The sequence below is a fragment of the Anabaena sp. PCC 7108 genome, from assembly GCF_000332135.1.
GTDB lineage: Bacteria > Cyanobacteriota > Cyanobacteriia > Cyanobacteriales > Nostocaceae > Anabaena.
The window spans coordinates 1,211,218-1,233,309 of record NZ_KB235896.1 but is presented as its reverse complement, the minus strand read 5'-3'; the positions used below and the strand labels follow the sequence as shown (position 1 = coordinate 1,233,309).

Here is a 22,092-nt window from a genome sequence, read left to right as displayed (position 1 = left end):
ATTTACCAATCCCTTCTTCAAAACAGCGAGGAGGGGTTAGTTTTTTAGGGGTGAAAAAACTAGTATAGCAAAGGACAAGGCGGTTAGGACATCAACCAATGCTAAAACTTAGACACCAAAAGACTTTTAGCACTGTCACCTGTTCCCTATTTGTTAGCGAAGCGTCTCTGAAAGGAGATAGAGAGGACTGAAGTCCTCACTTCAAACCTGTAATTAACTACAGCCAGTTGCTGAGGCAGAACTAACAGTTTTTAAGTTACTAGTGAATACTGTTGTATATGTTAAAGGGAAAGATGAAGAAGCAGGACAATTCATGGGACTCTTATCAGGACGAAGGGGACGCCACCAGGAATCTGACTGTACAGTCAAAGTCAAATTTGTGTCATCCCATGACAGTGACTTCACAATTAAATTGTTACTTTCCCCACTGAGAATTTTAGCAATGAGAAATGTAGCATCTTGTATATCGCCATTGGCGGGGTTAATTCGGGCTATAACAGCTACTTTTGGTCCGCCGCCACTACCATAGCTGGTTAGCCAGCCAGTAGTATAGTTCTGAAAATTATTACCAGTGGAAGAGAAAACACCGTATAAAACACTTACCCCATCCCAGAGGAGTCCATAACCACTACCACCATTACCAGTGGTTACGTAGTTGTTGCGACACCATGTTTTCACACCATTATCAAAACGGATGATCCGAGGGTCTTTCTTCTCAGATGACACTTGCTGATAACCAATGTACATAGTTGTTGTGCCACTAGTTACCTTTGCTCCATTTTGTGCTTTGATTGTCGCTTCAGTGTCGTTACAAGTAAAGTTAACACTGTTCTTGACAGATGAAACGGTGGTAGTTTGGGCTAAAGTTGGTGCATCTATGGCTGTGATTCCTAAATTAGCAGCTAATATTACTGATAAAGTCGGAAATCGCAGATACTTTGTTAGTTGGTGGCTACAAATCATTGGGTTCTTTATCGGATGATAATTATCATTATTATGTATATAGCAACTCCTATTGTGTATATAATTGTTTAATTTTTAATAGAGTGTAATTACTAGTTTTGCCGTTTTTAATAATTCAGGCTGATTTGATATGGAAGCTAAAGCAGGGATATTACTGATAATGGAGTTACTGATTTGAGGTATGAAAATGATTTTCGATGATGTCTAAACCCTTGTAGAGACGTTCCATAGGTAGGGATTCTCGACTCGACAAGAACGGATAAATTGCATCTTTATAAAAAACGGTTTTAGCCCTTATTTGTTAGCGAAGCGTCTCTGAAAGGAGATAGAGAGGACTGAAGCCCTCACTACAAACCTGTAATTAACTACAGCCAGTTGCTGAGGCAGAACTAACTGTTTTTAAGTCACTAGTGAATACTGTTGTATATGGGAAAGGTGAAGAACCAGAACAATTCATGGCATTTTTATCAGGACGACGGGGACTCCACCAGGAATCTGACTGTACAGTCAACTTTGTGCCATTCCATGACAGTGACTTCACCGTCAAAGAGTTGCTGTTACCATCACTAGTCTTTTTGGCAGTGAGAAATGTAGCATAATTTACGTTGCCATTGGCGGGATCAATTCGGGCTATAACCGCTACTTTTGCACCGCCGCCACTACCATAGCTGGGTAGCCAACGTCCAGTAGCAAAACGCCGAAAATCATTTCCAGTTTGGCTACCAGTGGAGGAGAAAACACCGTATAAAACACTTCCTCCATTTGAAAGCAGTCCATAACCACTACCATCATCACCAGTGGTTTCATAGTCGCTGCGACACCATTTTTTCACACCTTTATCAAAACGGATGATCCGAGGGTCTTTGTTATTAGATGACACTTGCTGATAACCAATGTATATATTTGTTGTGCCAATAGTTACCTTTGCTCCATTTTTCGCTTTGATTGTTGCTTCAGTGTCGTTGCAAGTAAAGTTAACACTGTTCTTGACAGATGAAACTGTAGTAGTTTGGGCTAAAGTCGGTGCATCTATGGCTGTGATTCCTAAATTAGCAGCTAAGATTACTGATAAAGTGGGGAATCGCAGATACTTTGTTAGTTGGCGGCTACAAATCATTGGGTTATTCATCGGATGACAATTACCGTTGTTATGTATGTGACAACTCCTATTTTGTATACAATTGTTCTATTTTGCTAGAGTGCAATTACTGAGTTTGCCGTTTCTACTTCTACTAATTCAAGCTAATTTGCTACAGAAGCTATAGCTAAAGCAGGGATATTACTGATACTAATATTTTTTAAGTTGAAAATCATCCCAATACTGTTCGTTTAAGGACTTTTGTAGGTTTGGTTAAGCGATAGCGTAACCCAACAAATGCTTATAAATGTTGGGTTTTGTTCCTTAACCCAACCTACTTAATTCTATTTTTTGAGCTTAACCGACAAGTATTGAAAATCATCCCTATTTCCAACGCTACCGAATGTGTTTCTTTGGAGTTAGTTTCAGAAAGAGTTAACGCCGTCCACCTTGAATTTTGTCAAAAATAGCACCATCATCAAAGAACTTCTCCTGAACAGCATCCCAACCACCAAGATTCCCTACAGTGTATAGTCGAGTAATTTTGGGGAATTTACTTTGTACTTCTTTAGCTACAGTGGCGTTAACTGGTCGGAAACCAACTTTAGCAAACTCACGCTGTGCTTCTGGAGTGAAAAGAAACTTAACGAAAGCTTCTGACACCTCACGGGTTCCATGCTTATCTACATTCTTATCGACAACTGCCACAGGTGCATCTATGGAAATATTAGTTGAGGGAACTTCGTAAGAAGTGTCTGTTTTTCCTTGTTGTGCAGCTAATATAACCTCGTTTTCATAATTGAGTAAGACATCTCCCTGACCTTTTTTGTAAAAAGCATCACTAGATTCTCTCGCATCTTTGGGTAGTACAACAACATTTTTAAAAGCCTGGGTGACAAAATTAAGCGCCTGGGACTCATTTCCGCCATTCTTAGTCACTGCACCCCACAAAGCTAAGAAATTCCATCTAGCACCACCAGAAGTTTTGGGATTAGCTGTGACAATTTTCACACCTGGTTTGACTAAATCATTCCAAGTTTTAATCTTTTTCGGATTACCAGCACGAGTTTCTAATGCAACTACTGAATGGGTAACAATTGAACCATTGGGGGCTTCTTTCTCCCAACCTGGGTTAATCAATCCTGCTTTTTCAATTTTTTTGGTATCTAAAGCTAATGCTAAAGCTACTACATCTGCGCCTAAACCATCAATTACAGCACGAGTTTGGGAGCCAGAACCACCATAGCTTTGCTTAATTGTCACTTCTTGACCTTTTTCCTTCTTCCATTTCGCCACAAAATTGGGAATAATTTTCGCGTAAGCAGCTTTGGTTACTGCGTAAGAAACTAAGGTAATTTCAACTGTCTTACTTTTTTGACTAATCAGTTGATTTTTTGGGGCTGTACCTGCAGATACAGGTAGTATGGCGCTTGCACTCAATCCTGCTACTAAAAACAACGCAGAATAGAATTTAAAAGGTAAAAATACTGGTCTTGTTGTGGGAAAGAGTTTCGCAGTTTTGGAGAAATTATATCTCATGGGATGGCCTTAGGTGAGGATAAGTCTAATCAACGGTTAATTGGTCGAATTACCGTATTTAATGTCTAAAAAAAAGCGTATCAGATGCGACATAGAAAATCAATAGGCTTTACACTTAAAAACAACTATTTATCTATCAAGTATATTGAGTATTTTTTATTACTAAAATAAATATACTCTCTAGAGAGGCGAAGTTTTTATAACCAATACATGACAAGCAATCTAGGAAATAAACTCAAGAATTTATTTTAAATACTTATTTAATAAGAACATTAAAAGTAACTTATAAATCCGTGACTATTCGTATATTTTAAATAAATAATTATGCCAATTAATTTATACTAGCTAATTTCTGGTATTGTAATTTTTTATAAATCTGCTAAAATCCCCATATTCCCTATCGTTAATATGAGGTTTTATCTAGATTTCATCACTAGATAGCTGTAATCATCTATGACGATAAAGTATATGTACTTTATTTCTATCAATTAACTGTAGTTTAACAGGAGGAAGAAAAAATGAATTTGTGGCAGTGCTTATTGCAGCGATCGCAATTTAGACTCAGACTAAATTCGCTTAAAGGCTTTGTATCACTTTTTTTAGTGGGGGGATTTCTGAGTGTAGCACTTGCTGCTTGCTCTGGTGCCAATAACAGTAATACTACCACTGAAACTGCTGCGGGCGAAAAAAAGCAGAATGTAGAACTAACCCTGGTATCCTTTGCCGTCACCAAAGCTGCTCATCAAGCCATTATTCCTAAATTTGTGAAACAATGGCAGCAGGAACATAACCAAACTGTCACCTTTAAACAAAGTTATGGTGGTTCTGGTTCCCAAACTAGGGCTGTAATTGATGGTTTAGAAGCAGATGTTGTTCACTTAGCACTAGCTGGAGATACAGCAAAGATTGAAAAAGCGGGATTAATTGAACCGGGCTGGGAAAAAGAAACTCCTAACAATGCTATTGTTTCTAAGTCTGTAGCAGCTTTAGTCACTCGTGAAGGCAACCCAAAAAGTATAAAAACTTGGGCAGATTTAGCAAAAGATGACGTTAAAGTAATTACCGCAGATCCCAAAACGTCAGGAGTTGCCCGTTGGAATTTTTTAGCACTGTGGAACTCAGTAATTAAGACTGGTGGTGATGAAGCCAAAGCCACTGAATTTGTGACGAAAGTTTATAATAATGTGCCGATATTAACAAAAGATGCCCGTGAAGCTACAGATGCCTTTTTCAAGCAAGGTCAGGGTGACGTGCTGATAAACTACGAAAATGAAATTGTTTTAGCAGAACAAAAGGGTCAAAAAGTGACTGCGATTATCCCTGAGGTAAATATTTCCATTGATAATCCCATTGCTGTAGTAGACAAGAATGTTGATAAACATGGTAATCGTGAAGTTGCAGAAGGTTTCGTCAAATACCTATTTACCCCAGAAGCACAACAGGAATTTGCCAAGGTGGGATTTCGTCCTGTAGATGAGACAGTAGCGAAAAGCAAGGAATTTGCAGATAAATATCCTCCAGTAAAAACTTTGGGAACAGTTGAGGACTTTGGTGGTTGGGATACGGTTCAGAATAAGTTTTTTGCTAATGGGGGAGTTTTTGACAAAATCCAAGCCACAAAGAAGCGGTAATTCGTGAAAAATAACTATTGATTAAAGATTGACTAAGTAGGTAGACACTAAAAAACCAAAGTATGCAACGAAATGTAAATTTGCCCAAAAACCTCTTCCCTTCTGCCTCCTGCCCTCTGCCTCCTGCCTTGTCTCAACGATAAATATTTATGCCCACCTACTTAAATATTGAATTATGACTGTATCTCCTCCTGTGAAAGCTAACATTAAACCTTCTGTTTGGAAGGTATTTCTAGATAATGTAATTCACCTGCCTTGGACTTGGCGAATTACCATCGGATACCTATTTGTGATGTTGTTTGTTCCCATAGCAGCGATGTTCCTCAAAGCCGGTACAGAACCTCCAGCTAAGTTTTGGGAAATCGCTACCAATGAGTTGGCATTGTCTACTTACAACGTTACTTTTGTCACTTCACTGTTTGCGGCGCTACTCAATGGCGTTTTTGGAACTTTGATTGCTTGGGTATTAGTACGTTATGATTTTCCTTTTAAAAGGATAATTGATGCCACGGTAGATTTACCTTTTGCTTTACCAACATCCGTTGCGGGTTTAACTTTAGCGACTGTTTACAGCGATAATGGTTGGATTGGTTCACTGTTAGCACCACTGGGAATTAAGGTATCTTTTACCCGGTTAGGGGTTGGAGTCGCAATGATATTTATATCTCTGCCTTTTATCGTGCGGACTGTGCAACCTGTGCTTCAGGAAATGGAACAGGAAATTGAAGAAGCAGCTTGGTGTCTGGGTGCGACTCAATGGCAGACTTTCTGGAAAGTCATTTTACCGCCTTTATTTCCCACAATTTTGACTGGTGTAGCTTTGGGTTTTTCCCGCGCAGTGGGGGAGTATGGTTCAACGGTAATTATTTCTTCTAATACCTCTTTTCGAGATTTGATTGCACCTGTGTTAATTTTTCAGCGGTTAGAACAATATGACTATTCTGGTGCAACTGTCATTGGTGTAGTTTTACTAGCAATTTCTTTGGTAATGTTACTGGCAATTAATTTTTTACAAGCTTGGGCTAGAAGATATGACAACAGATAAGAGAAATAAGCCTAAACAGCAAAGTTGGGTTCCAGGTGTTTTGATTGCGATTGCGATCGCTTATTTATTTTTAGTCCAATATATCCCCACGATCAACCTTTTTTTTGCAGCTTTCAAAACCGGATTCACCCCATTTTTATCTAACCTCACCAAACCGGAATTTCTTCATGCCGCTTGGTTAACTTTGTTACTGGCATTGATTTCTTTACCTATAAATACAGTATTTGGTTTATGTGCAGCTTGGGCGATCGCTCGTCATAAATTCCCAGGACGCGCTATAGTTCTGAGTATAATTGACCTGCCGTTTTCTATCTCTCCAGTCGTGGCTGGATTAATGATTGTGCTGCTTTATGGAAGACAGGGTTGGTTTGGTCCTTGGCTTCAGGCACATAATATCCAGATTATCTTTGCTTTTCCCGGCATGGTACTAGCAACAGCATTTGTGAGTATGCCTTTTGTAGCTAGAGAAGTAATTCCCATCTTAGAAGAATATGGCAAAGATCAAGAAGAAGCGGCCAGAACCTTGGGTGCAAATGATTGGCAGACATTTTGGCGTGTCACCTTACCCAGTATCCGTTGGGGTTTACTCTATGGCTTGATTTTAACCAATGCCAGAGCAATGGGTGAATTTGGTGCTGTTTCAGTCGTCTCTGGTAACATTGCCAATACAACTCAGAGTCTACCGTTATTTGTTGAAGAGGCTTATAAACAGTATGAGTCCGAAGCTGCTTTTTCTGCCGCTGTAATTTTGGCACTTTTAGCAGTAGTAACTTTGGTGCTGAAGGAGATTCTAGAACGGAAAACCAAAATTAAAGAAGTTGAATAATTCGTAATTGCAATGATTCAAATATCAATGGATTTGATGATTTTGTGCAGCCTTACATAAAATTGGCATTACTAGAAAAAATATCAAATTCTTTTGTAGGAGGTTTTTATGGCTAGTGAAAATGCGTTGATCTATCAAAGAATTCGGGTGAGAATTCCTAAAGACTATCACCAAGAACCTGTAATTTCTCGTTTAGTGTCAGACTACGGACTAACTGTGAATATCAAAGTAGCAATTCTAGGACGTGATGCTGTTGGTGATGGCTGGTTTGAGCTTGATTTACAAGGAACAGAAGCACAAATTCAAAACGGATTAATCTATCTCCATGAACTGGATTTAGAAGTTTGGGATGACAAAAAAATTAGTAATTGGTAATTCAATTAATTCAGGACTTACGCAACTGGCACATTGGTAGGGTGAGCTTACCGAACCACACCCTACAACAGATTTTGAGTGTGACACTTGCGTAAGTCCTATAATTAATGCGCTTGTTCCATAAACCTTGAAGAGAGACGTTACTAGCAACGTCTCTACTTTCTTTTGCGGAGATATTTAGTACAGCACAGCGGTAATAGCTAGATTATTCACCTTCAAAAGCGCTCATTTTAGGATTTTGAGAACGATTTTGTTGTTCTTCTACAAACTCTTCAACTGCATAGACATCAGGCCATACAGTAGTTCCATGTTCGTAAGCATCAATACCGACTCTATCGGCTTCAGAGTTAACACGCAAATGTCCAATTGCTTTGAGTCCACTAAACATTAAAAAGGCAAACCCAATACTAAAAGCACCAATTGCAGCTACACCGACAAGCTGTACACCGAGTAAATCAAAGCCACCACCTAAAAATAATCCAGCTTTTGTGTTCATGGTCAATTCTGGTTGACCAAATAGACCAATAGCCAGAGTACCCATCATTCCATTGATACCGTGAACAGCAAAGGCGCTGACTGGATCATCAATATGCAGTGCTTCAATTAAATCAATTCCTAACACTACCAGAATCCCACCAGTCAGCCCAATTAGTACCGCAGCCCAAGGCAAAATATAGGCACAACCTGCTGTGACTGCTACAAGTCCAGCTAAGGAACCGTTAAGACAATAAACTAAATCCCATTTACCTGAGCGGAAATACTGATAAAGCATTGCGGCAATAGCACCAGCACCAGCAGCAAGGGTGGTATTGATCGTAACTAAACCAATTAAACCTGTATTCCCAGTGCTGAGAGTAGAACCAGGGTTAAACCCATACCAGCCAAACCACAAAATCATGGTTCCCAAAGCTGCTAAACCTAAATTATGGGCTGGTGGTAGCGTTCCCCAAGCCGGACGGCCGGGACGAGGCCCAAGTAAATATGCACCGACTAGGGCTGTCCAACCACCAACACTGTGAACTACAGAACTACCCGCAAAGTCATGGAAACTCATTTTAGCTAACCAGCCATCAGCGTTCCAAACCCAGTGAACAATTAGCGGGTAACTGAATGCACCCATAATGGCGCTGTAGATTAAGTCACCAATAAAGTCTGTTCTTCCCGCCATTGAACCGGTAGTAATGGTACTAGCAGTGGCTGCAAAAGCGAATTGGAAGAAAAATAAGGTATAGGTATTAATTGCCGCACTAGAACCAGGTGCGCCCATTGGGTAGCTACCATCTGCACCTGGTAGCTGACTGAGAAAAAAGGTATCTGTGCCAATAAAACCGCCAGCACTTGTACCGAAGGCAATACCAAAGCCGATACCCCACCATACCAAAATGGTGACAGCCGCATCAACGAAGTTTTCTAATAAAGCGTTAACTACTCCTCTTTGGCGCAACAAACCTGCTTCTAACATGGAAAAGCCTGTCTGCATGAAGAATACTAAAAAGCCTGTGAGTAGCACCCAAGTAGTATCAATTGAAATTTGTAATTTTGTGGTTGTCTCTGCTAAAGATTGAACAGTAGGAGGATCTGCGGCTTGGACAACTGTGGGAGCAAAAATTGCAAACACCATTGAGCCTATAGCTAGTGCTAGTAGGCGATGTAATGGTTTGATATGTTTATTCATTGCTGTTTTTTCCTGCTATAAAAGCCCTATTTGATGTTGTTTAGAATCGTACTAAAATAAATTAGTTTAATTGGGGTAACTAAACAAGGTATTTGCCAAGAAATCTGGAAAATATATTTGACGAATGGCGAAATTACACAGATTAAGCACAGAAATAATTCAGTTATTTCTTGCTATAAGTGGTTGAAATTACTATTACAGTAAATTTGCCTGATTTTGTGTTTAATAAAGTCAAACATTCTGTATCAGAAAATACATTTTTTTGTGTGGATCGTAAATAATCTTTCTAGCGGTCAAGATTGATGTGGCTGCGTTCCTTACTATATCGGGATTTGCGGTTATGAAAACTGCACAGTCAAAACTTTTTTAAAGCTATATAAAAATTTAATGAATTATGTTTATAGGATAAAAAATCATAATTCACTTATGGCAAATTTTGCTGAGGTTAATGTAATAATTAAAACATTTGCTGCAAGTATTGCTGATAGCCCAATTGTTCTAATTTGGCTTGCTTTTCCATAACTGACGCAGACAAACTTTGACGATATTCTTGGACTTTTTGCAATAATTCTGGTTGGTGAGTCGCAAGAATCTGTATTGCTAAAAGTCCAGCATTTTTGGCATTACCAATGGCTACCGTAGCTACGGGTATTCCTGCTGGCATCTGCACAATTGAATATAAAGAATCCACACCTTGTAAGTTACGAGTGGCAACGGGGACACCAATTACAGGGAGTGGGGTTAAAGATGCTACCATTCCAGGCAGATGCGCTGCACCGCCTGCACCAGCAATAATGACTTTAATACCGCGTTGATGTGCTGTTTGAGCATATTCCACCATCCGTTCTGGGGTACGATGGGCAGAGACGATCGCAACTTCGCATTCAATCCCGAATTCTTCACAAACTGCGATCGCATCTTTCATTGTGGGCAAATCCGAATCACTGCCCATGATAATACCAATTTGCAGACTCATATAATTTTAGATTTTAGATTTTAGATTTTAGATTTTGGATTAATTGCTGATGCTTCCATCTACAATCAATTGAGATTTAGCTTTTTCTGGCTAGGGTAATGACCAAAGCAACACCAAATCCCATCCTCTCAAACGTAGATATTATCAATGCAAGAGTACCCGGTTATCAAGATTTGCAGATGATCTGGGTAAATGAAAACGGTATAATTGAGCAAATTTTGCCTATGGGTACAGTCTGCAAACGCCTTCCAGCAGAAGATTTACAAATTTTGGATGTGGCTGGTGACTGGATTTCCTTAGGTGGCGTGGATTTGCAAATTAACGGTGGGCTAGGTTTGGCTTTTCCTGATTTAACGGCAGAAAATGCCCCAATGCTGGAAAATATCTCTCAATTCTTGTGGAATGTCGGTGTTGATGGATATTTACCAACCCTGGTGACAACGTCTATAGAAAATATACAGCGATCGCTTGCCGTCATCGCTAATTTTTCTTCCATCTCTGTCAACTCAGCCAAAATTCTGGGAGTGCATCTAGAAGGTCCTTTTTTAAACTACTACAAACGTGGCGCACATCCAGCAGAATACCTTCTCCCCCTAAGCATTGATAAAGTCAAGCGACTTATTGGCGATTATGCTTCCATTATCAAAATCATCACCTTAGCACCAGAATTAGATACCACAGGTAAAGTTATCCCATATTTGCGTTCTTTAGGAATCATCGTCAGTTTAGGACATTCTCAAGCAACCGCAGTGGAAGCACAAAGCGCCTTTGAAATGGGTGTAACCATGATAACTCATGCCTTCAACGCCATGCCACCATTACATCACCGCGAACCAGGATTATTAGGTGCAGCTATGAACAATCCCGGTGTGATGTGTAGTTTTATTGCTGATGGACAGCACGTTGTCCCGATCATGCTAGAAATTCTCCTCCGTGCCAGTAAAGGGTTGTTTCTTGTCAGTGATGCCCTAGCACCATTAGGATTAGCAGATGGCGTATATCCTTGGGATAGTCGGCAAATTGAGATTATTAACGGTACAGCCAGATTAGCTGATGGTACTTTATCAGGGACGACTTTGCCCTTATTAGTAGGAGTACAGAACTTGGTGAAGTGGGGAATATGCGACGTAGAAAAAGCCATTTATCTAGCTACAGACGCACCCAGAAAGGCTATTAATTTACCCACACTTACCCCCAATCAACCTGCTAATTTCTTACGCTGGCATCAAGATGAAGCCACAGGAGAACTTTCTTGGCAAAGGTTGACAGGTGATAGGTAGAGGAGGTGACAGGTGACAGGTGACAGGTGACAGAGTTGAAAGCCTGTTTGTGTCTAATTACTTATCAAAAAAACTCACCGTGTCCCCGTGTCTCCGCGTCCCCGTGTCTCCGCGTCCCCGTGTCTCCGTGTCCCCGCGTCACCGTGTCTCCACGTCACCGTGTCCCCGCATCCCCCTGTCTCCGCGTCCCCGTGTCTCTACATTCTATTGCCCATGCCCTAAAAACTGACAACTGACCACGAACAAATGATAATTTTAAGAATTGTGAACCGTTAAATAGTGACTTTATGAACGCAGCCGACGATAAAACAATTGTACGCGAGTACTTCAATTCAACAGGTTTTGACCGTTGGCAACGCATCTACGGTGATGGGCAAGTTAACAAAGTCCAACTAGATATTCGCACTGGACACCAACAAACCGTAGATACAGTCATCGGCTGGTTGGAAGCAGACCAAAATTTAGCAGAATTGTCAATCTGCGATGCTGGTTGTGGTGTAGGTAGTTTGAGTATTCCCTTAGCCATAGATGGTGCTAAAGTTTACGCCAGTGATATTTCTGCCAAAATGGTTTCTGAAGCCCAAGATAGGGCTGTGCAGGTTTTATTTAATACTGTAAATCCTACCTTTGCTGTTCAGGATTTGGAATCTTTGACTGGTAATTATGACACAGTTATTTGCTTAGATGTTTTGATTCATTACCCTCAAGAAAAAGCAGATGAAATGATTTCTCACCTCTGTTCTTTAGCACAATCACGAATTATCCTGAGTTTTGCACCTAAAACCTTCTTTTTGACTATTCTCAAGAAAATTGGTAGTTTCTTTCCTGGCCCAAGTAAAGCCACTCGCGCTTATTTACACCGGGAAGTTGATGTGGTGAAAATTCTGGAAAAAAATGGATTTACAGTCCAAAGACAAGCAATGACTCAGACTCGCTTCTACTTTTCTCGGTTGTTAGAAGCTACAAGATAATTAAGTAAACATCGCAGCAGAAACACAGTATTGATTTTGCTGCGGTTTACAACTTACATATTTGTTTCAGCTTTGATTCTGAATTAATATCTTAGGACTTACGCACTATACTAAAATTAGTTATTTCCGGCATATTAGTAGGGTGCGTCAGATGGCAGAATTTTGTTAATTGTGGGTAAATTATCGGGTCTGACGCACCATAGAAGAGATAAAATCCACAACTCATATTTGATGAACTTTGTCAATGCGTAAGTTCTATATCTTTATAGGAAGTATTTTATTTAATATCTTTATAACGGATTTGTGGAAATATGACTGGAAACATGACTCAAGTGGGGTTAAAATCGCAAGCAAAGTCTAACTCTAAAGCAAAACTATGAAAACGGCTGAAAAATTGGCTGCTGGTTGGTTGCTTACACTCGGATTCATGTTTTTAACCATATCAGTCTCAGCAGTAAGTACTAAAAACACCACACTCAAGCCCATTTTACCAGGGTTAGAAAATGAAGCCTTGACAAAAGATATTATCAATAAAGATGCCATCTATCAACTTGATAATACCGCTATGCAAGGTATCATCTTTGGTGTTCCTACAGCAATCTTGGGGGTATGGTTAGCTTTGGGATTGTACAAGCAAAACCAACAAGATAAAAAAGCGATTAATCAACAAATGCACGAATATTTGCGATGCCAAGAACAAGCAAAGCTATCAAAATTTTATCAAATGTTACAAGAAAATCAAGGAAAAATAACTCTGTTAAACTTTGCCATGCAGTCGCAATTACCAGCAACTGAAGCTAGACAATATTTAGATGAAAAAGCTAAAGAGTTTAATGCGAATTTTCAAGTCACCGAAGAAGGAGCTGTATCATATCATTTTGATGTTTAGTATCACTCCAGTAATTTACGGCTAAGTCTGATGACGCAGATTTTTTTAACTGTAGCTGCCATTTTTGGCGGTTTGTCTGTTGCTGGTGGGGCTTTTGGCGCTCATGCTTTGCGGGAAAAAATCAGCGAGCGATCTTTGGAAATTTTCGACACTGGCGCTCGCTACCAAATGTATCATGCTCTGGCACTTTTGTTGATTGCTATCCTGATGAGTCGTCTCGAATCACCCCCAACTACCCTTGTAGTCAGTGGTTGGTTATTTATTGTTGGTGTGGTTATATTCTCCGGTAGCTTGTATGCTATCAGCTTAACTGGTATCAAGTCCTTGGGAGCAATAGCCCCTTTAGGAGGAATAGCATTAATGGCTGGTTGGGGTGTTTTGGCTATTAGTGCTGGAAGTATGAAATTCTGACAGTGATTGATCTGATTTTTGAGATTGGAGACGTTGCGAACAACGTCTCTATAAGAGTTTTAATTACAAAAAAAGGGAACAGGGAACTCTTAACAGGGAACAGATAAGAAACTAAAGTTTAAGAGTTTAAAGCTCAGTCAAAAAAAGGATGTTTTTACAAGGAGAGTGACACGAAAAAAACAGTGTCATTATACCCTCTTTAAAAAAATGGACACCACAACGAATAGAGGAGAGAGTCGATAAAATGTTAAACTTGGTTAGTTTAAGTAGGTAAACAGAAAAATTTAAAGGTATGTGAAGAAAAGTAAATAGGGCTGAAACCCTCTTTCTCCCTGCTAGAAAGCCCCCTGCTCCCTGCCTTACCCCAACGACAATTTTTAACGCCCACCTACTACTTAGACCCGGAAAAATTCCCTCAAAGCTATCATCCCCATCAACTATCTAGTGGTCAAAGTCAGAGTTTGTAAATTTACTTAATTTTTTCTCGTCTCCACTTTCCTCTAACTAAGCGAATTTCATCAAAACTGTAGCTTTCACCTAAATAGTCTCGAATGGGAGTAAGTGAAATATCGCCGAGAACTTCTAAAACTTGCCAAATTTTTTGTTGATGTTCTAGAGTTACTAACCGGCTTAAATCTATAGGTTGATTTTTCTCAATTAAATCTGCTAAATGACGAATAATTGTTGTGGGGCGAATGTTACGTTTTTGGGAAATTTCTTCAATACTGAAACCCTGCTGATATAACTGAAGTGTTGTTAATTCGGTATCAGAAGGAAAGTTATTAACTGGTGCGTAATTAACTTGATTAACTGTTGATGTTTGTATACCTTGTTCTTGACGATAGGCTTGAATTTCTGCTAAGAATTTATCCCCATATTGAGCTAATTTATGACTACCTACCCCAGAAAGTTCACCAAATTCATATAAAGTTCTAGGTTGTACTTGTGCCATTAATTTTAGGGTAGAATCATGAAAGATGACGTAAGGTGGAACAGATTGTTCATCGGCTAGTTGTTTACGAAGCGATCGCAACCTTTGCATCAGAATTTCTACCTCTGCGGCTTTGATATTTCCCTCATCTAAGGTAATTTTCTGCATTACAGGAACCGCAATCAAGACTGGACGCTGTTTTCGCATTACTTCCCAACTCAGGGCGTTAAGCTTCAAAACCGAGTAACCATCAGGGGTTTGCTCTAGTATACCTTGATGTAAGAGCGATCGCCCCAACATCCTCCACTCATCTACAGTTTTATCTTTACCAATGCCGTAAGTAGAAAGTTGATCATGTTTATTAACAATAATTTTCTGGTTTTTTCCTCCTCTTAACACATCAATAATGTGTAACATCCCAAATCTCTCTTTACACCTAGCCACACAAGATAAAAACTTCATGGCTTCAATTGTCCAATCTTGTACAGGTTTGGGATAACGACAATTATCACAATTTCCACAATTTCCAGGAAATCTTTCCCCAAAATAACTTAATTGAATTGTCCTTCTACAATCTGTCCCTTCTGCATAATCAATAACTTGGCGTAATTGTTGTTTCGCAATTAATTGTTCCTGTGGATCTGGTTTTTGATTAATACTCCACTCAATGGTTTTAATATCACCATAATTAAAAAATAGTGTACATTTAGAAGGTTCATCATCTCTGCCGGCTCTTCCTGATTCTTGATAATAACTTTCTAAATTTCGGGGTAAATCAGAATGAACTACAAACCGCACATCAGGCTTATTAATGCCCATACCAAAGGCAATTGTGGCTACCATTACCCGCACATCATCCCGAATAAAGCGAGTTTGATTTTCCGACCTTTCTTTATCACTTAAACCAGCGTGATAAGGTAAAGCAGAAACTTTATCATTTTGTAATTTTAAAGTTATTTCATCAACTTTTTTCCGAGTTAAACAATAGATAATTCCTGAACCTTCATTTTCTCTAACTATTTCTAATAATTCAGCATAAGCACGGTTACTTTTAGAACGAACTTCATAATAAAGATTTTGACGGTTAAAACTAGCAATGTGAATACTTGGTTTTTTTAATCCTAATTGTTCGATAATATCAGCCCTGACTCTATCTGTAGCGGTAGCAGTCAGTGCAACTGTAGGCACATCAGGATAACGTTTCCGCAGTAATCTTAACTGTCGATATTCTGGGCGAAAATCATGTCCCCATTCTGAGACACAGTGTGCTTCATCTATAGCAAATGTAGAAATTCCGACTTTTTCTTTAACTACATCTAAAAGCGGGAGAAATCGGTCACTAATCAGGCGTTCTGGAGCGACATAAAGTAATTTTATCTTACCATTCATAATCGCTTCTTCACGAGAGCGAACTTTATAACTGTTAAGACTACTATTCAGAAATGTGGCAGAAATGTTGTTATTTCGCAGTGCTTCCACTTGATCTTGCATTAAAGCTATCAACGGTGACACTACTACAGTTAAACCTGGTTTCAAAAGTGCCGGTAATTGAAAGCATAGAGATTTACCCCCACCTGTGGGCATGACTACCATTAAATCACGATTTTCCAGCGCATCTTCAATAATTTGCCTTTGTCCAGGGCGAAATTGATCATAACCAAAATGATGTTTTAAAGCTTTTTCTAAGTGAGGATACTGAAGCATGGTAGATGGCTATTTCTGTATTGTCTGCGTGGGTTGTGATAAAGATATTAGGATTTTAACTCACGTTGACGAATAGGGAAGGGGAATACATCGACAAAAATTAACATAATTAGTTAAAATCCATTCATAGAGATTAAACATCAAAACTACAAAATCAGCTAATGACTGTAATCATTGACATCAAGACATTATATGAATCCAATTACCTGCAATGGTTAGAGGAGACTATTAAATGTCTCAAAAATGGTCAATTGGCAGACATTGATTATGAAAATTTAATAGAAGAGTTGGAAGACTTGGCTAAAAACGAGAAAAGGCGAGTAAGAAGTCTGTTAGAGCAGATTCTTAGACATTTATTACTTTATCAATATTGGGATTTAGAAAAGCCAAGAAATGCTAATCATTGGGCAGCAGAAATCACCAGTTTTCGTAATCAATTAAATGAAGATATAACCACAAATCTACGCAACCATTTAGAGGATAATTTCAGCACAATTTATAGTAATGCCTTGGATTATGTCAAAGCTAAAACACAGCTAACTATTTTAACTGAAATCTGTCCTTATAGCTTAGAGCAAATTTTGGATAAAAATTGGTTGCCTTAATAGGACTAAAGCTGCGTGTCACACCAAAAATCTATTGTAGGGTGCGTCAGATATCAAAAATATGTTTATTTACTAGATTTATGCAGTCTGACGCACCTTAAAGTTCTATTTTATTAAATTTCTCCAATTTCCTCTATCCAGAGTTATAAAAAAGCGACTTAGAGTGATAATATCTGTGTGTAATGATGTTATATACATCCGTTGCTTTATATACATAAAAATTTCTTATGGATGAGGTTTCTACTAACTCACATCTTGCACCTGAAAATAGGCATCAATTCAGATAGGGTGTAGACTAGCTTCTGGGCGTGGGCAAGCATTGTTCTTGCTTTTTTATGATATATTTCACGCCTTTTCTCTCATGTTTTTAGTCCCAAATGCAAACATAGGCATTGATTTTATATTCTTCGATTGCTTCCACTACATCAACATCACTCTGGGATTTTTTGTGTAATATTGCCAACACTTACGTTATCTTTATGACTATCACTCCTGGATACTTAGCATGGATACACTGTGATTTTTTTGTAATTTGCATCTGCTATTTCTGGGTTTATTCGGTAGGTGCAAGATGTGAGATATGATAAATCTCAATCAGGTATTGACAAAATAATAGGACACCGTGTTCTATTTACAGTTTCCCGGATGGTTACAGCAGCAGAACCTGGTTGGTTGTATGTTGATGAAGCAACACATAAAGAACTCTTTCAAGATTTACGAAATAATTTTATTCATACAAATGTTAAAGGAAAAGAGCATGATCCAGATTTGGAAGCTTATGCTTATCGAATGTTGAATGATGCTTCTAAGTCCATAAAATTTTCTTATTTTGAAGTCGCTACTGTCAGTGCAAATACAACAAATGGGGTCAAAGTTACTCGCCAAAATAAATCATATCAATGCATAGATATAAATAATCAACCTACTCAATACTTTATCGAGAAATTATTTGAAGATATAAACCTAGAAATGGTATATATACCAGGTGGAGAATTCCAAATGGGAACAGACGATCAAGAAATCAAGAAACTGTGTAAACAATATACAATAGATTATTTTAAACGTGAATCTCCCCAACATGAAGTAATTATAAAACCCTTTTTTATGGGTAAGTATCCTGTTACCCAGGCACAATGGCAAGAGGTAGCTAGTCACTTTCAAAAAGCAAATAAACAACTCAATCCTGACCCATCTTATTTTAAAGGAGCAAATCGCCCTGTAGAGGGTGTTTCTTGGGATGATGCCGTTGAGTTTTGTTTACGCCTCTCAAACCATACAAAGAGAGAGTATCACCTACCAAGTGAAGCACAATGGGAATATGCTTGTCGTGCAGGAACAACCACACCATTTCACTTTGGGGAAACAATTACAACAGATTTGGCTAACTATGATGGTAACTACATCTATGGTAATGGAGTTAAAGGAAGTTATAGAGGAGAAACAACAGAAGTAGGAAGTTTTAAAGTAGCCAATAACTTTGGACTATATGATATGCACGGAAATGTATGGGAATGGTGTCAAGACCATGGGCATAATAGTTATAACGCTGCGCCTATGGATGAAAGCGTATGGATAGATATTACTACAGATAGTAATATAAGAATGCTGCGCGGTGGTTCGTGGGGCTTCAATCCTGGGTATTGCCGATCTGCTTCTCGCGTCAACTTCCTCTTCGGCTTCAGCGCCGTTGTCGGTTTTCGGGTTGTGTGTAGTGGTGCGGCAAGGACTTAGTAGCCCTTTGCACTCTTGCGCTTTTGCTCTTTGCTCTTTCTTTTATTTACCCTTGCTCGCGCTTGCGAGCGAATTTTTTTTTCAAAAATGAGTGAATTAGCAGTTATTCAAAAAACTTATTTTCTAAGTTATTAAAAAACATGAGTTTATCTGACAGATGTGAATTTATAGCAGTTTATAATGTCACAATAATAATTGTAAACTTTTTTCAATCCTCATTATGAAAGCAACTTGGAACGGCACAGTTTTAGCCGAAAGCGATAACACCGTAGTCGTCGAAGGAAATCATTACTTCCCTGCTGACGCTATTAACAAACAGTATTTTACAGACAGCAACACCCACACCACTTGTCCTTGGAAAGGAACTGCTAGTTACTATAATATTGAAGTTGATGGACAAGTCAATAAAGATGCAGCTTGGTACTATCCCAGTGCTAAAGAAAAAGCGAAAAATATTGAGGGTTATATTGGCTTCTGGAAAGGTGTGAAAGTGGAAGCTTAGACTAACTTAAATTACGATATTTTAGCTGTAGAGACGTTCCATGGAACGTCTCTACAAAGGTTTTCACATCATCAAAAATCACGTTCATACATCAAATCAGCAAGACCAGTTTTTCTTTCCCTTTTCACCTTAACCGACAAATATTGACATCTGTCTCTATTCTTTAGCAATCACAATATCATTAGATTTAATCACAGCATAAGCTTCTGCACCTTCAACTAGTTCTAACTCCTCTGCTGAAACTCTAGTAATCATTGAAGTCAACTCAACTCTGTGAACAATCTCTAAAGTCACTTCAGTATTCACAGTTCCTGTAGTTACTCGTTTCACAACTCCTTTTAGCACATTGCGCGAACTAACTTTTAATGGTTTCTTGGGATTCATAATTTCCAACTCAGAAGTGTGAGTTTCCACGTGTTCCTGTGAAGTTGGTAGCGATACTGGTGGTGAAGAGTATTTATTAAGACCTCGTACTAATTCACGCAAAATCTCAGTTTTGGTTCGCTGAGAGTGCTGACAGAACTCCTCTAAAATCTTTTTTTCCTCTTCTGATGTTTGAAATGTCACCCAACCCTGTTCTTTTCTTGGCATATAATTACCAATATATTTGGTATATATTTAGTTATCTTGGTACAATCCTACAGGAATCATAAATAATATCTAAAATAATATCTTAAATAATATCTAAAAAATTTTAAGTCTCGTAGGGTGGGTATTATCAGCCCTACGTGTATTTTAAAAATCAAATATTATTCCTATAGCAATAGGAGATCCATTTTCAATCTACTCTTGTTAACTGCTTAATGAAAAGAGGTAATTCGGAACGACGCAAACCTCAACTCCCCGTGAAATTGAGCCTTACAGCACCTTTTAGTTTAATTTGCTTTATTTCTCATCCGCAGTTGTCTAATTAATCAGCAATTTATGGAAGAATGGATAATGCAGATTCAACAGTGGTTACAAGTAGGAGTACGGTTTTCTTTCCTTGTTCATGATCTCACCGAAGAGATGTCTCCTCATAATGCTGGTTATTTGCAATAGTTATTAAAACTCTGACATAAAAATGCTCAAAACACGATATTATCAACTTCTATCTTTACAAAAAGTATAAAGTGTTATGAGTGACTAAGTACGCAATGTGTTTTATATTTGTATATATAATTTAGGTAAAAATGGTGAATTTATGGAAGAATTTATCCCAAAAGAGGGTGAGATGAGTCGATTGCTATATGAAAGCTCAGTTTCATACAAAGGATATCTGATCATTCCATTTACTTTTGGTAAAGTAGATAATTATGAAATTTTTTCATACAAACTATTGTCAGAAATTGGTCGAAAAAGCCAGTTTCATAAAATAGAAAATCCAGCCAAAGTATATGGAATCAGTGTGCGAAATATTGTTGATATTGCCAAAGAACATATTGATATCAATGCGGAGTTTATCAGTTATGAAGATGGGTTTAGATCACGCTACGTCTATCGCCACAATTTAGTAATTGTATTTAAAGAAAACAATCAATATTTTTATGATCATTATCCACCAGAATCTTTAAATAATTTGGCAGCACCAAAATTATTTAAATCAGAATATGAATGTCTGAGATGGGTTCAAGAAGGACTAGATGGGCGAAATATCAAGAAAAAATATCATTGAAAAATTGATGCAAATGCTGTATCAATTATGAATACTCCCATCAGGCATAATCGCCCCTGTTAAGAAGGTTTCACTCATATCTGTGTCATCTAAATTAGCTCCTGTTAAATTCACTTCACACAAGTTTGCTTCACTTAAGTCAGCCCCACTTAAATTAGCATCTTGCAAATTTGCTTTCCACATCCGCACTCCGCCCATTTTCGCACCACTCAGATTTGCACCTTGCAAATTTGCTGATGTGATTGATGCCATGTGTAAATTAGCATCACACAAGTTTACACCATTTAATGATGCACCACTTAAGTCTGATTCATTTAGATGAGCAGTGGTGAGAGTTGCTTGAGTTAAATCTGCACCACATAAAATAACTTCAGATAGATACGCTCGTTCTAGTTTTGCACCTCGGAGATTGGCTTTGCTTAAATTAGCGCCACTTAATGATGCTGCTGTGAGGTTAGCACCTCTAAGATCGGCTCTACCAAAGTCTACACCACCTAAGTTAGCTCCTTCTAGGTTTGCTTCCGGTAATACAATACCTTGAAAGCTTCTTTCTCCTTTAGCATACCTAGTTAGAAGTTCTTGAACATTCATAGTTTTTTATTTCTCGTACTTAGTTGGAACACTGAGTTGATGGTGTTTGCTTTACACCGCCTAAAATTAGGGCGATCGCACTTTCTGTATGTTTATCTATCATTTCTGGACTGAGGCGATCTATCTCTGGTGTCAAATGCTTCCAGTTTTCTTGGACTACAAAATAGAAAATGCAAACACTAATTAAATGAGTCAGGGTTAAAAATGGGTCTAATGGGCGGAAACAGCCCTGTTCTATTCCTCTTTCTAGAACTTTTAGCAGTGGTGCGTATAAACTACCAGGGTTAACCTGCTTAAAATACAAACCCTGATTTTGTATCGCTTCTTGAAACCACAGCATCTGTCGATGGGGATAAGTTGCTTCATAAGCGATCGCACATCGTATAATTTCCTTTAACGCCGCTTCTGGGTGCAAATGGTCAAGGTTCATTTGACCTACTACTAATTCTAGCTGATTAATCGGACGCTGCAAAACCGCTTTGTATAGACCTTCTTTATTCTCAAAGTAGTAATGTATCATCGCTGTGGTAATTTTCGCACGATGAGCGATCGCACTTAACCGCGCCCCCTTTAACCCCTGTCTAGCAAACTCCATCTCCGCTGCATCAAGAATTTGCTTCTGCGTCACCTCCGCATCTCGTACCTGACTCACAGATCTAGCAACTTTCTCATTCTTAACAAACTTCACCACAGCATTTCCAGACATATTTTGCTT

The 22,092-nt window shown here is 38.6% G+C and carries 21 protein-coding genes and 1 pseudogene; 13 read left to right on the top strand and 9 right to left on the bottom strand.

Annotation, left to right across the window (positions count from 1 at the left end; genetic code table 11):
* Positions 1-213: 213 nt before the first annotated feature.
* The 3 genes from ANA7108_RS0106375 to ANA7108_RS0106365 form a co-directional block, all read right to left on the bottom strand.
* Positions 214-963: a hypothetical protein gene (locus ANA7108_RS0106375; protein WP_026104015.1), complete on the bottom strand. Its 750-nt coding sequence runs from the start codon at positions 961-963 to the stop codon at positions 214-216.
* Positions 964-1,324: 361 nt separating this feature from the next.
* Positions 1,325-2,092, bottom strand: a complete 768-nt coding sequence (locus tag ANA7108_RS0106370; RefSeq protein WP_016949939.1) for a hypothetical protein — start codon at positions 2,090-2,092, stop codon at positions 1,325-1,327.
* 384 nt (positions 2,093-2,476) lie between these two features.
* Entirely contained in the window at positions 2,477-3,580 is a 1,104-nt protein-coding gene (locus ANA7108_RS0106365; protein ID WP_016949938.1) for a sulfate ABC transporter substrate-binding protein, read from the bottom strand.
* A gap of 518 nt (positions 3,581-4,098) precedes the next feature.
* On the opposite strand from ANA7108_RS0106365, the gene ANA7108_RS0106360 reads away from it, so the two are divergent.
* From ANA7108_RS0106360 to ANA7108_RS0106345, 4 genes are all read left to right on the top strand, one after another.
* On the top strand, positions 4,099-5,211 hold the full coding sequence (locus ANA7108_RS0106360; protein WP_016949937.1) for a sulfate ABC transporter substrate-binding protein: 1,113 nt from the start codon (positions 4,099-4,101) through the stop codon (positions 5,209-5,211).
* A gap of 175 nt (positions 5,212-5,386) precedes the next feature.
* Positions 5,387-6,256, top strand: coding sequence for a sulfate ABC transporter permease subunit CysT (gene cysT / locus ANA7108_RS0106355; RefSeq protein ID WP_016949936.1), 870 nt, complete (start codon positions 5,387-5,389; stop codon positions 6,254-6,256).
* Positions 6,243-7,082, top strand: a complete 840-nt coding sequence (gene cysW / locus ANA7108_RS0106350; protein ID WP_016949935.1) for a sulfate ABC transporter permease subunit CysW — start codon at positions 6,243-6,245, stop codon at positions 7,080-7,082. Before cysT ends, cysW begins: the two co-directional genes overlap by 14 nt.
* A 108-nt stretch (positions 7,083-7,190) precedes the next feature.
* Positions 7,191-7,457, top strand: a complete 267-nt coding sequence (locus ANA7108_RS0106345; protein WP_016949934.1) for an NIL domain-containing protein — start codon at positions 7,191-7,193, stop codon at positions 7,455-7,457.
* 205 nt (positions 7,458-7,662) lie between these two features.
* Here ANA7108_RS0106345 and ANA7108_RS0106340 read toward each other — a convergent pair whose 3' ends face one another.
* Together ANA7108_RS0106340 and purE are read right to left on the bottom strand one after the other, a co-directional pair.
* Entirely contained in the window at positions 7,663-9,132 is a 1,470-nt protein-coding gene (locus tag ANA7108_RS0106340) for an ammonium transporter (RefSeq protein ID WP_016949933.1), read from the bottom strand.
* Between the two features lie 457 nt (positions 9,133-9,589).
* Complete coding sequence (gene purE / locus ANA7108_RS0106335) at positions 9,590-10,108, bottom strand: 5-(carboxyamino)imidazole ribonucleotide mutase (protein WP_016949932.1); 519 nt, start codon at positions 10,106-10,108, stop codon at positions 9,590-9,592.
* Between the two features lie 98 nt (positions 10,109-10,206).
* Here purE and nagA point away from each other — a divergent pair, with 98 nt between their 5' ends.
* The 4 genes from nagA (at position 10,207) to ANA7108_RS0106315 (ending at position 13,659) form a co-directional block, all read left to right on the top strand.
* The gene (gene nagA, locus ANA7108_RS0106330; RefSeq protein ID WP_016949931.1) at positions 10,207-11,388 is read left to right on the top strand and encodes an N-acetylglucosamine-6-phosphate deacetylase; all 1,182 of its coding nucleotides are present in this window, start codon (positions 10,207-10,209) and stop codon (positions 11,386-11,388) included.
* A 287-nt stretch (positions 11,389-11,675) separates the two neighbouring features.
* The gene (gene bchM, locus ANA7108_RS0106325) at positions 11,676-12,359 is read left to right on the top strand and encodes a magnesium protoporphyrin IX methyltransferase (protein ID WP_016949930.1); all 684 of its coding nucleotides are present in this window, start codon (positions 11,676-11,678) and stop codon (positions 12,357-12,359) included.
* Between the two features lie 376 nt (positions 12,360-12,735).
* Complete coding sequence (locus ANA7108_RS0106320; protein WP_016949929.1) at positions 12,736-13,248, top strand: hypothetical protein; 513 nt, start codon at positions 12,736-12,738, stop codon at positions 13,246-13,248.
* Positions 13,249-13,278: 30 nt separating this feature from the next.
* Positions 13,279-13,659, top strand: a complete 381-nt coding sequence (locus ANA7108_RS0106315) for a DUF423 domain-containing protein (RefSeq protein WP_016949928.1) — start codon at positions 13,279-13,281, stop codon at positions 13,657-13,659.
* A 469-nt stretch (positions 13,660-14,128) separates the two neighbouring features.
* Here the strand turns inward: ANA7108_RS0106315 and recQ are convergent, their stop codons facing one another.
* Positions 14,129-16,294: a DNA helicase RecQ gene (recQ, locus tag ANA7108_RS0106310; RefSeq protein WP_016949927.1), complete on the bottom strand. Its 2,166-nt coding sequence runs from the start codon at positions 16,292-16,294 to the stop codon at positions 14,129-14,131.
* 161 nt (positions 16,295-16,455) lie between these two features.
* On the opposite strand from recQ, the gene ANA7108_RS0106305 reads away from it, so the two are divergent.
* From ANA7108_RS0106305 to ANA7108_RS0106295, 3 genes are all read left to right on the top strand, one after another.
* Positions 16,456-16,899 (top strand): DUF29 domain-containing protein, encoded by a 444-nt coding sequence (locus ANA7108_RS0106305; RefSeq protein ID WP_016949926.1) that lies wholly within the window; start codon positions 16,456-16,458, stop codon positions 16,897-16,899.
* A 645-nt stretch (positions 16,900-17,544) separates the two neighbouring features.
* Entirely contained in the window at positions 17,545-18,630 is a 1,086-nt protein-coding gene (locus ANA7108_RS0106300) for a formylglycine-generating enzyme family protein (RefSeq protein WP_084777006.1), read from the top strand.
* A gap of 217 nt (positions 18,631-18,847) precedes the next feature.
* Positions 18,848-19,132 carry a DUF427 domain-containing protein gene (locus ANA7108_RS0106295; RefSeq protein WP_026104013.1) on the top strand — a complete coding sequence of 95 codons (285 nt, stop codon included), beginning with the start codon at positions 18,848-18,850 and terminating at the stop codon, positions 19,130-19,132.
* 156 nt (positions 19,133-19,288) lie between these two features.
* Here ANA7108_RS0106295 and ANA7108_RS0106290 read toward each other — a convergent pair whose 3' ends face one another.
* Positions 19,289-19,723: a molybdopterin-binding protein gene (locus tag ANA7108_RS0106290; protein ID WP_016949923.1), complete on the bottom strand. Its 435-nt coding sequence runs from the start codon at positions 19,721-19,723 to the stop codon at positions 19,289-19,291.
* A gap of 227 nt (positions 19,724-19,950) precedes the next feature.
* On the opposite strand from ANA7108_RS0106290, the pseudogene ANA7108_RS30850 reads away from it, so the two are divergent.
* Both ANA7108_RS30850 and ANA7108_RS0106280 read left to right on the top strand, forming a co-directional pair.
* Positions 19,951-20,170, top strand: a pseudogene (locus tag ANA7108_RS30850) (DUF72 domain-containing protein); the annotation flags it as partial.
* 175 nt (positions 20,171-20,345) lie between these two features.
* Entirely contained in the window at positions 20,346-20,786 is a 441-nt protein-coding gene (locus tag ANA7108_RS0106280; protein ID WP_026104012.1) for a hypothetical protein, read from the top strand.
* A 21-nt stretch (positions 20,787-20,807) separates the two neighbouring features.
* On the opposite strand, the gene ANA7108_RS0106275 is transcribed toward ANA7108_RS0106280, so the two are convergent.
* Both ANA7108_RS0106275 and ANA7108_RS0106270 read right to left on the bottom strand, forming a co-directional pair.
* On the bottom strand, positions 20,808-21,377 hold the full coding sequence (locus ANA7108_RS0106275; RefSeq protein ID WP_016949920.1) for a pentapeptide repeat-containing protein: 570 nt from the start codon (positions 21,375-21,377) through the stop codon (positions 20,808-20,810).
* Positions 21,378-21,396: 19 nt separating this feature from the next.
* Positions 21,397-22,083: a TetR/AcrR family transcriptional regulator gene (locus ANA7108_RS0106270; RefSeq protein WP_016949919.1), complete on the bottom strand. Its 687-nt coding sequence runs from the start codon at positions 22,081-22,083 to the stop codon at positions 21,397-21,399.
* Between the last annotated feature and the right edge of the window lie 9 nt (positions 22,084-22,092).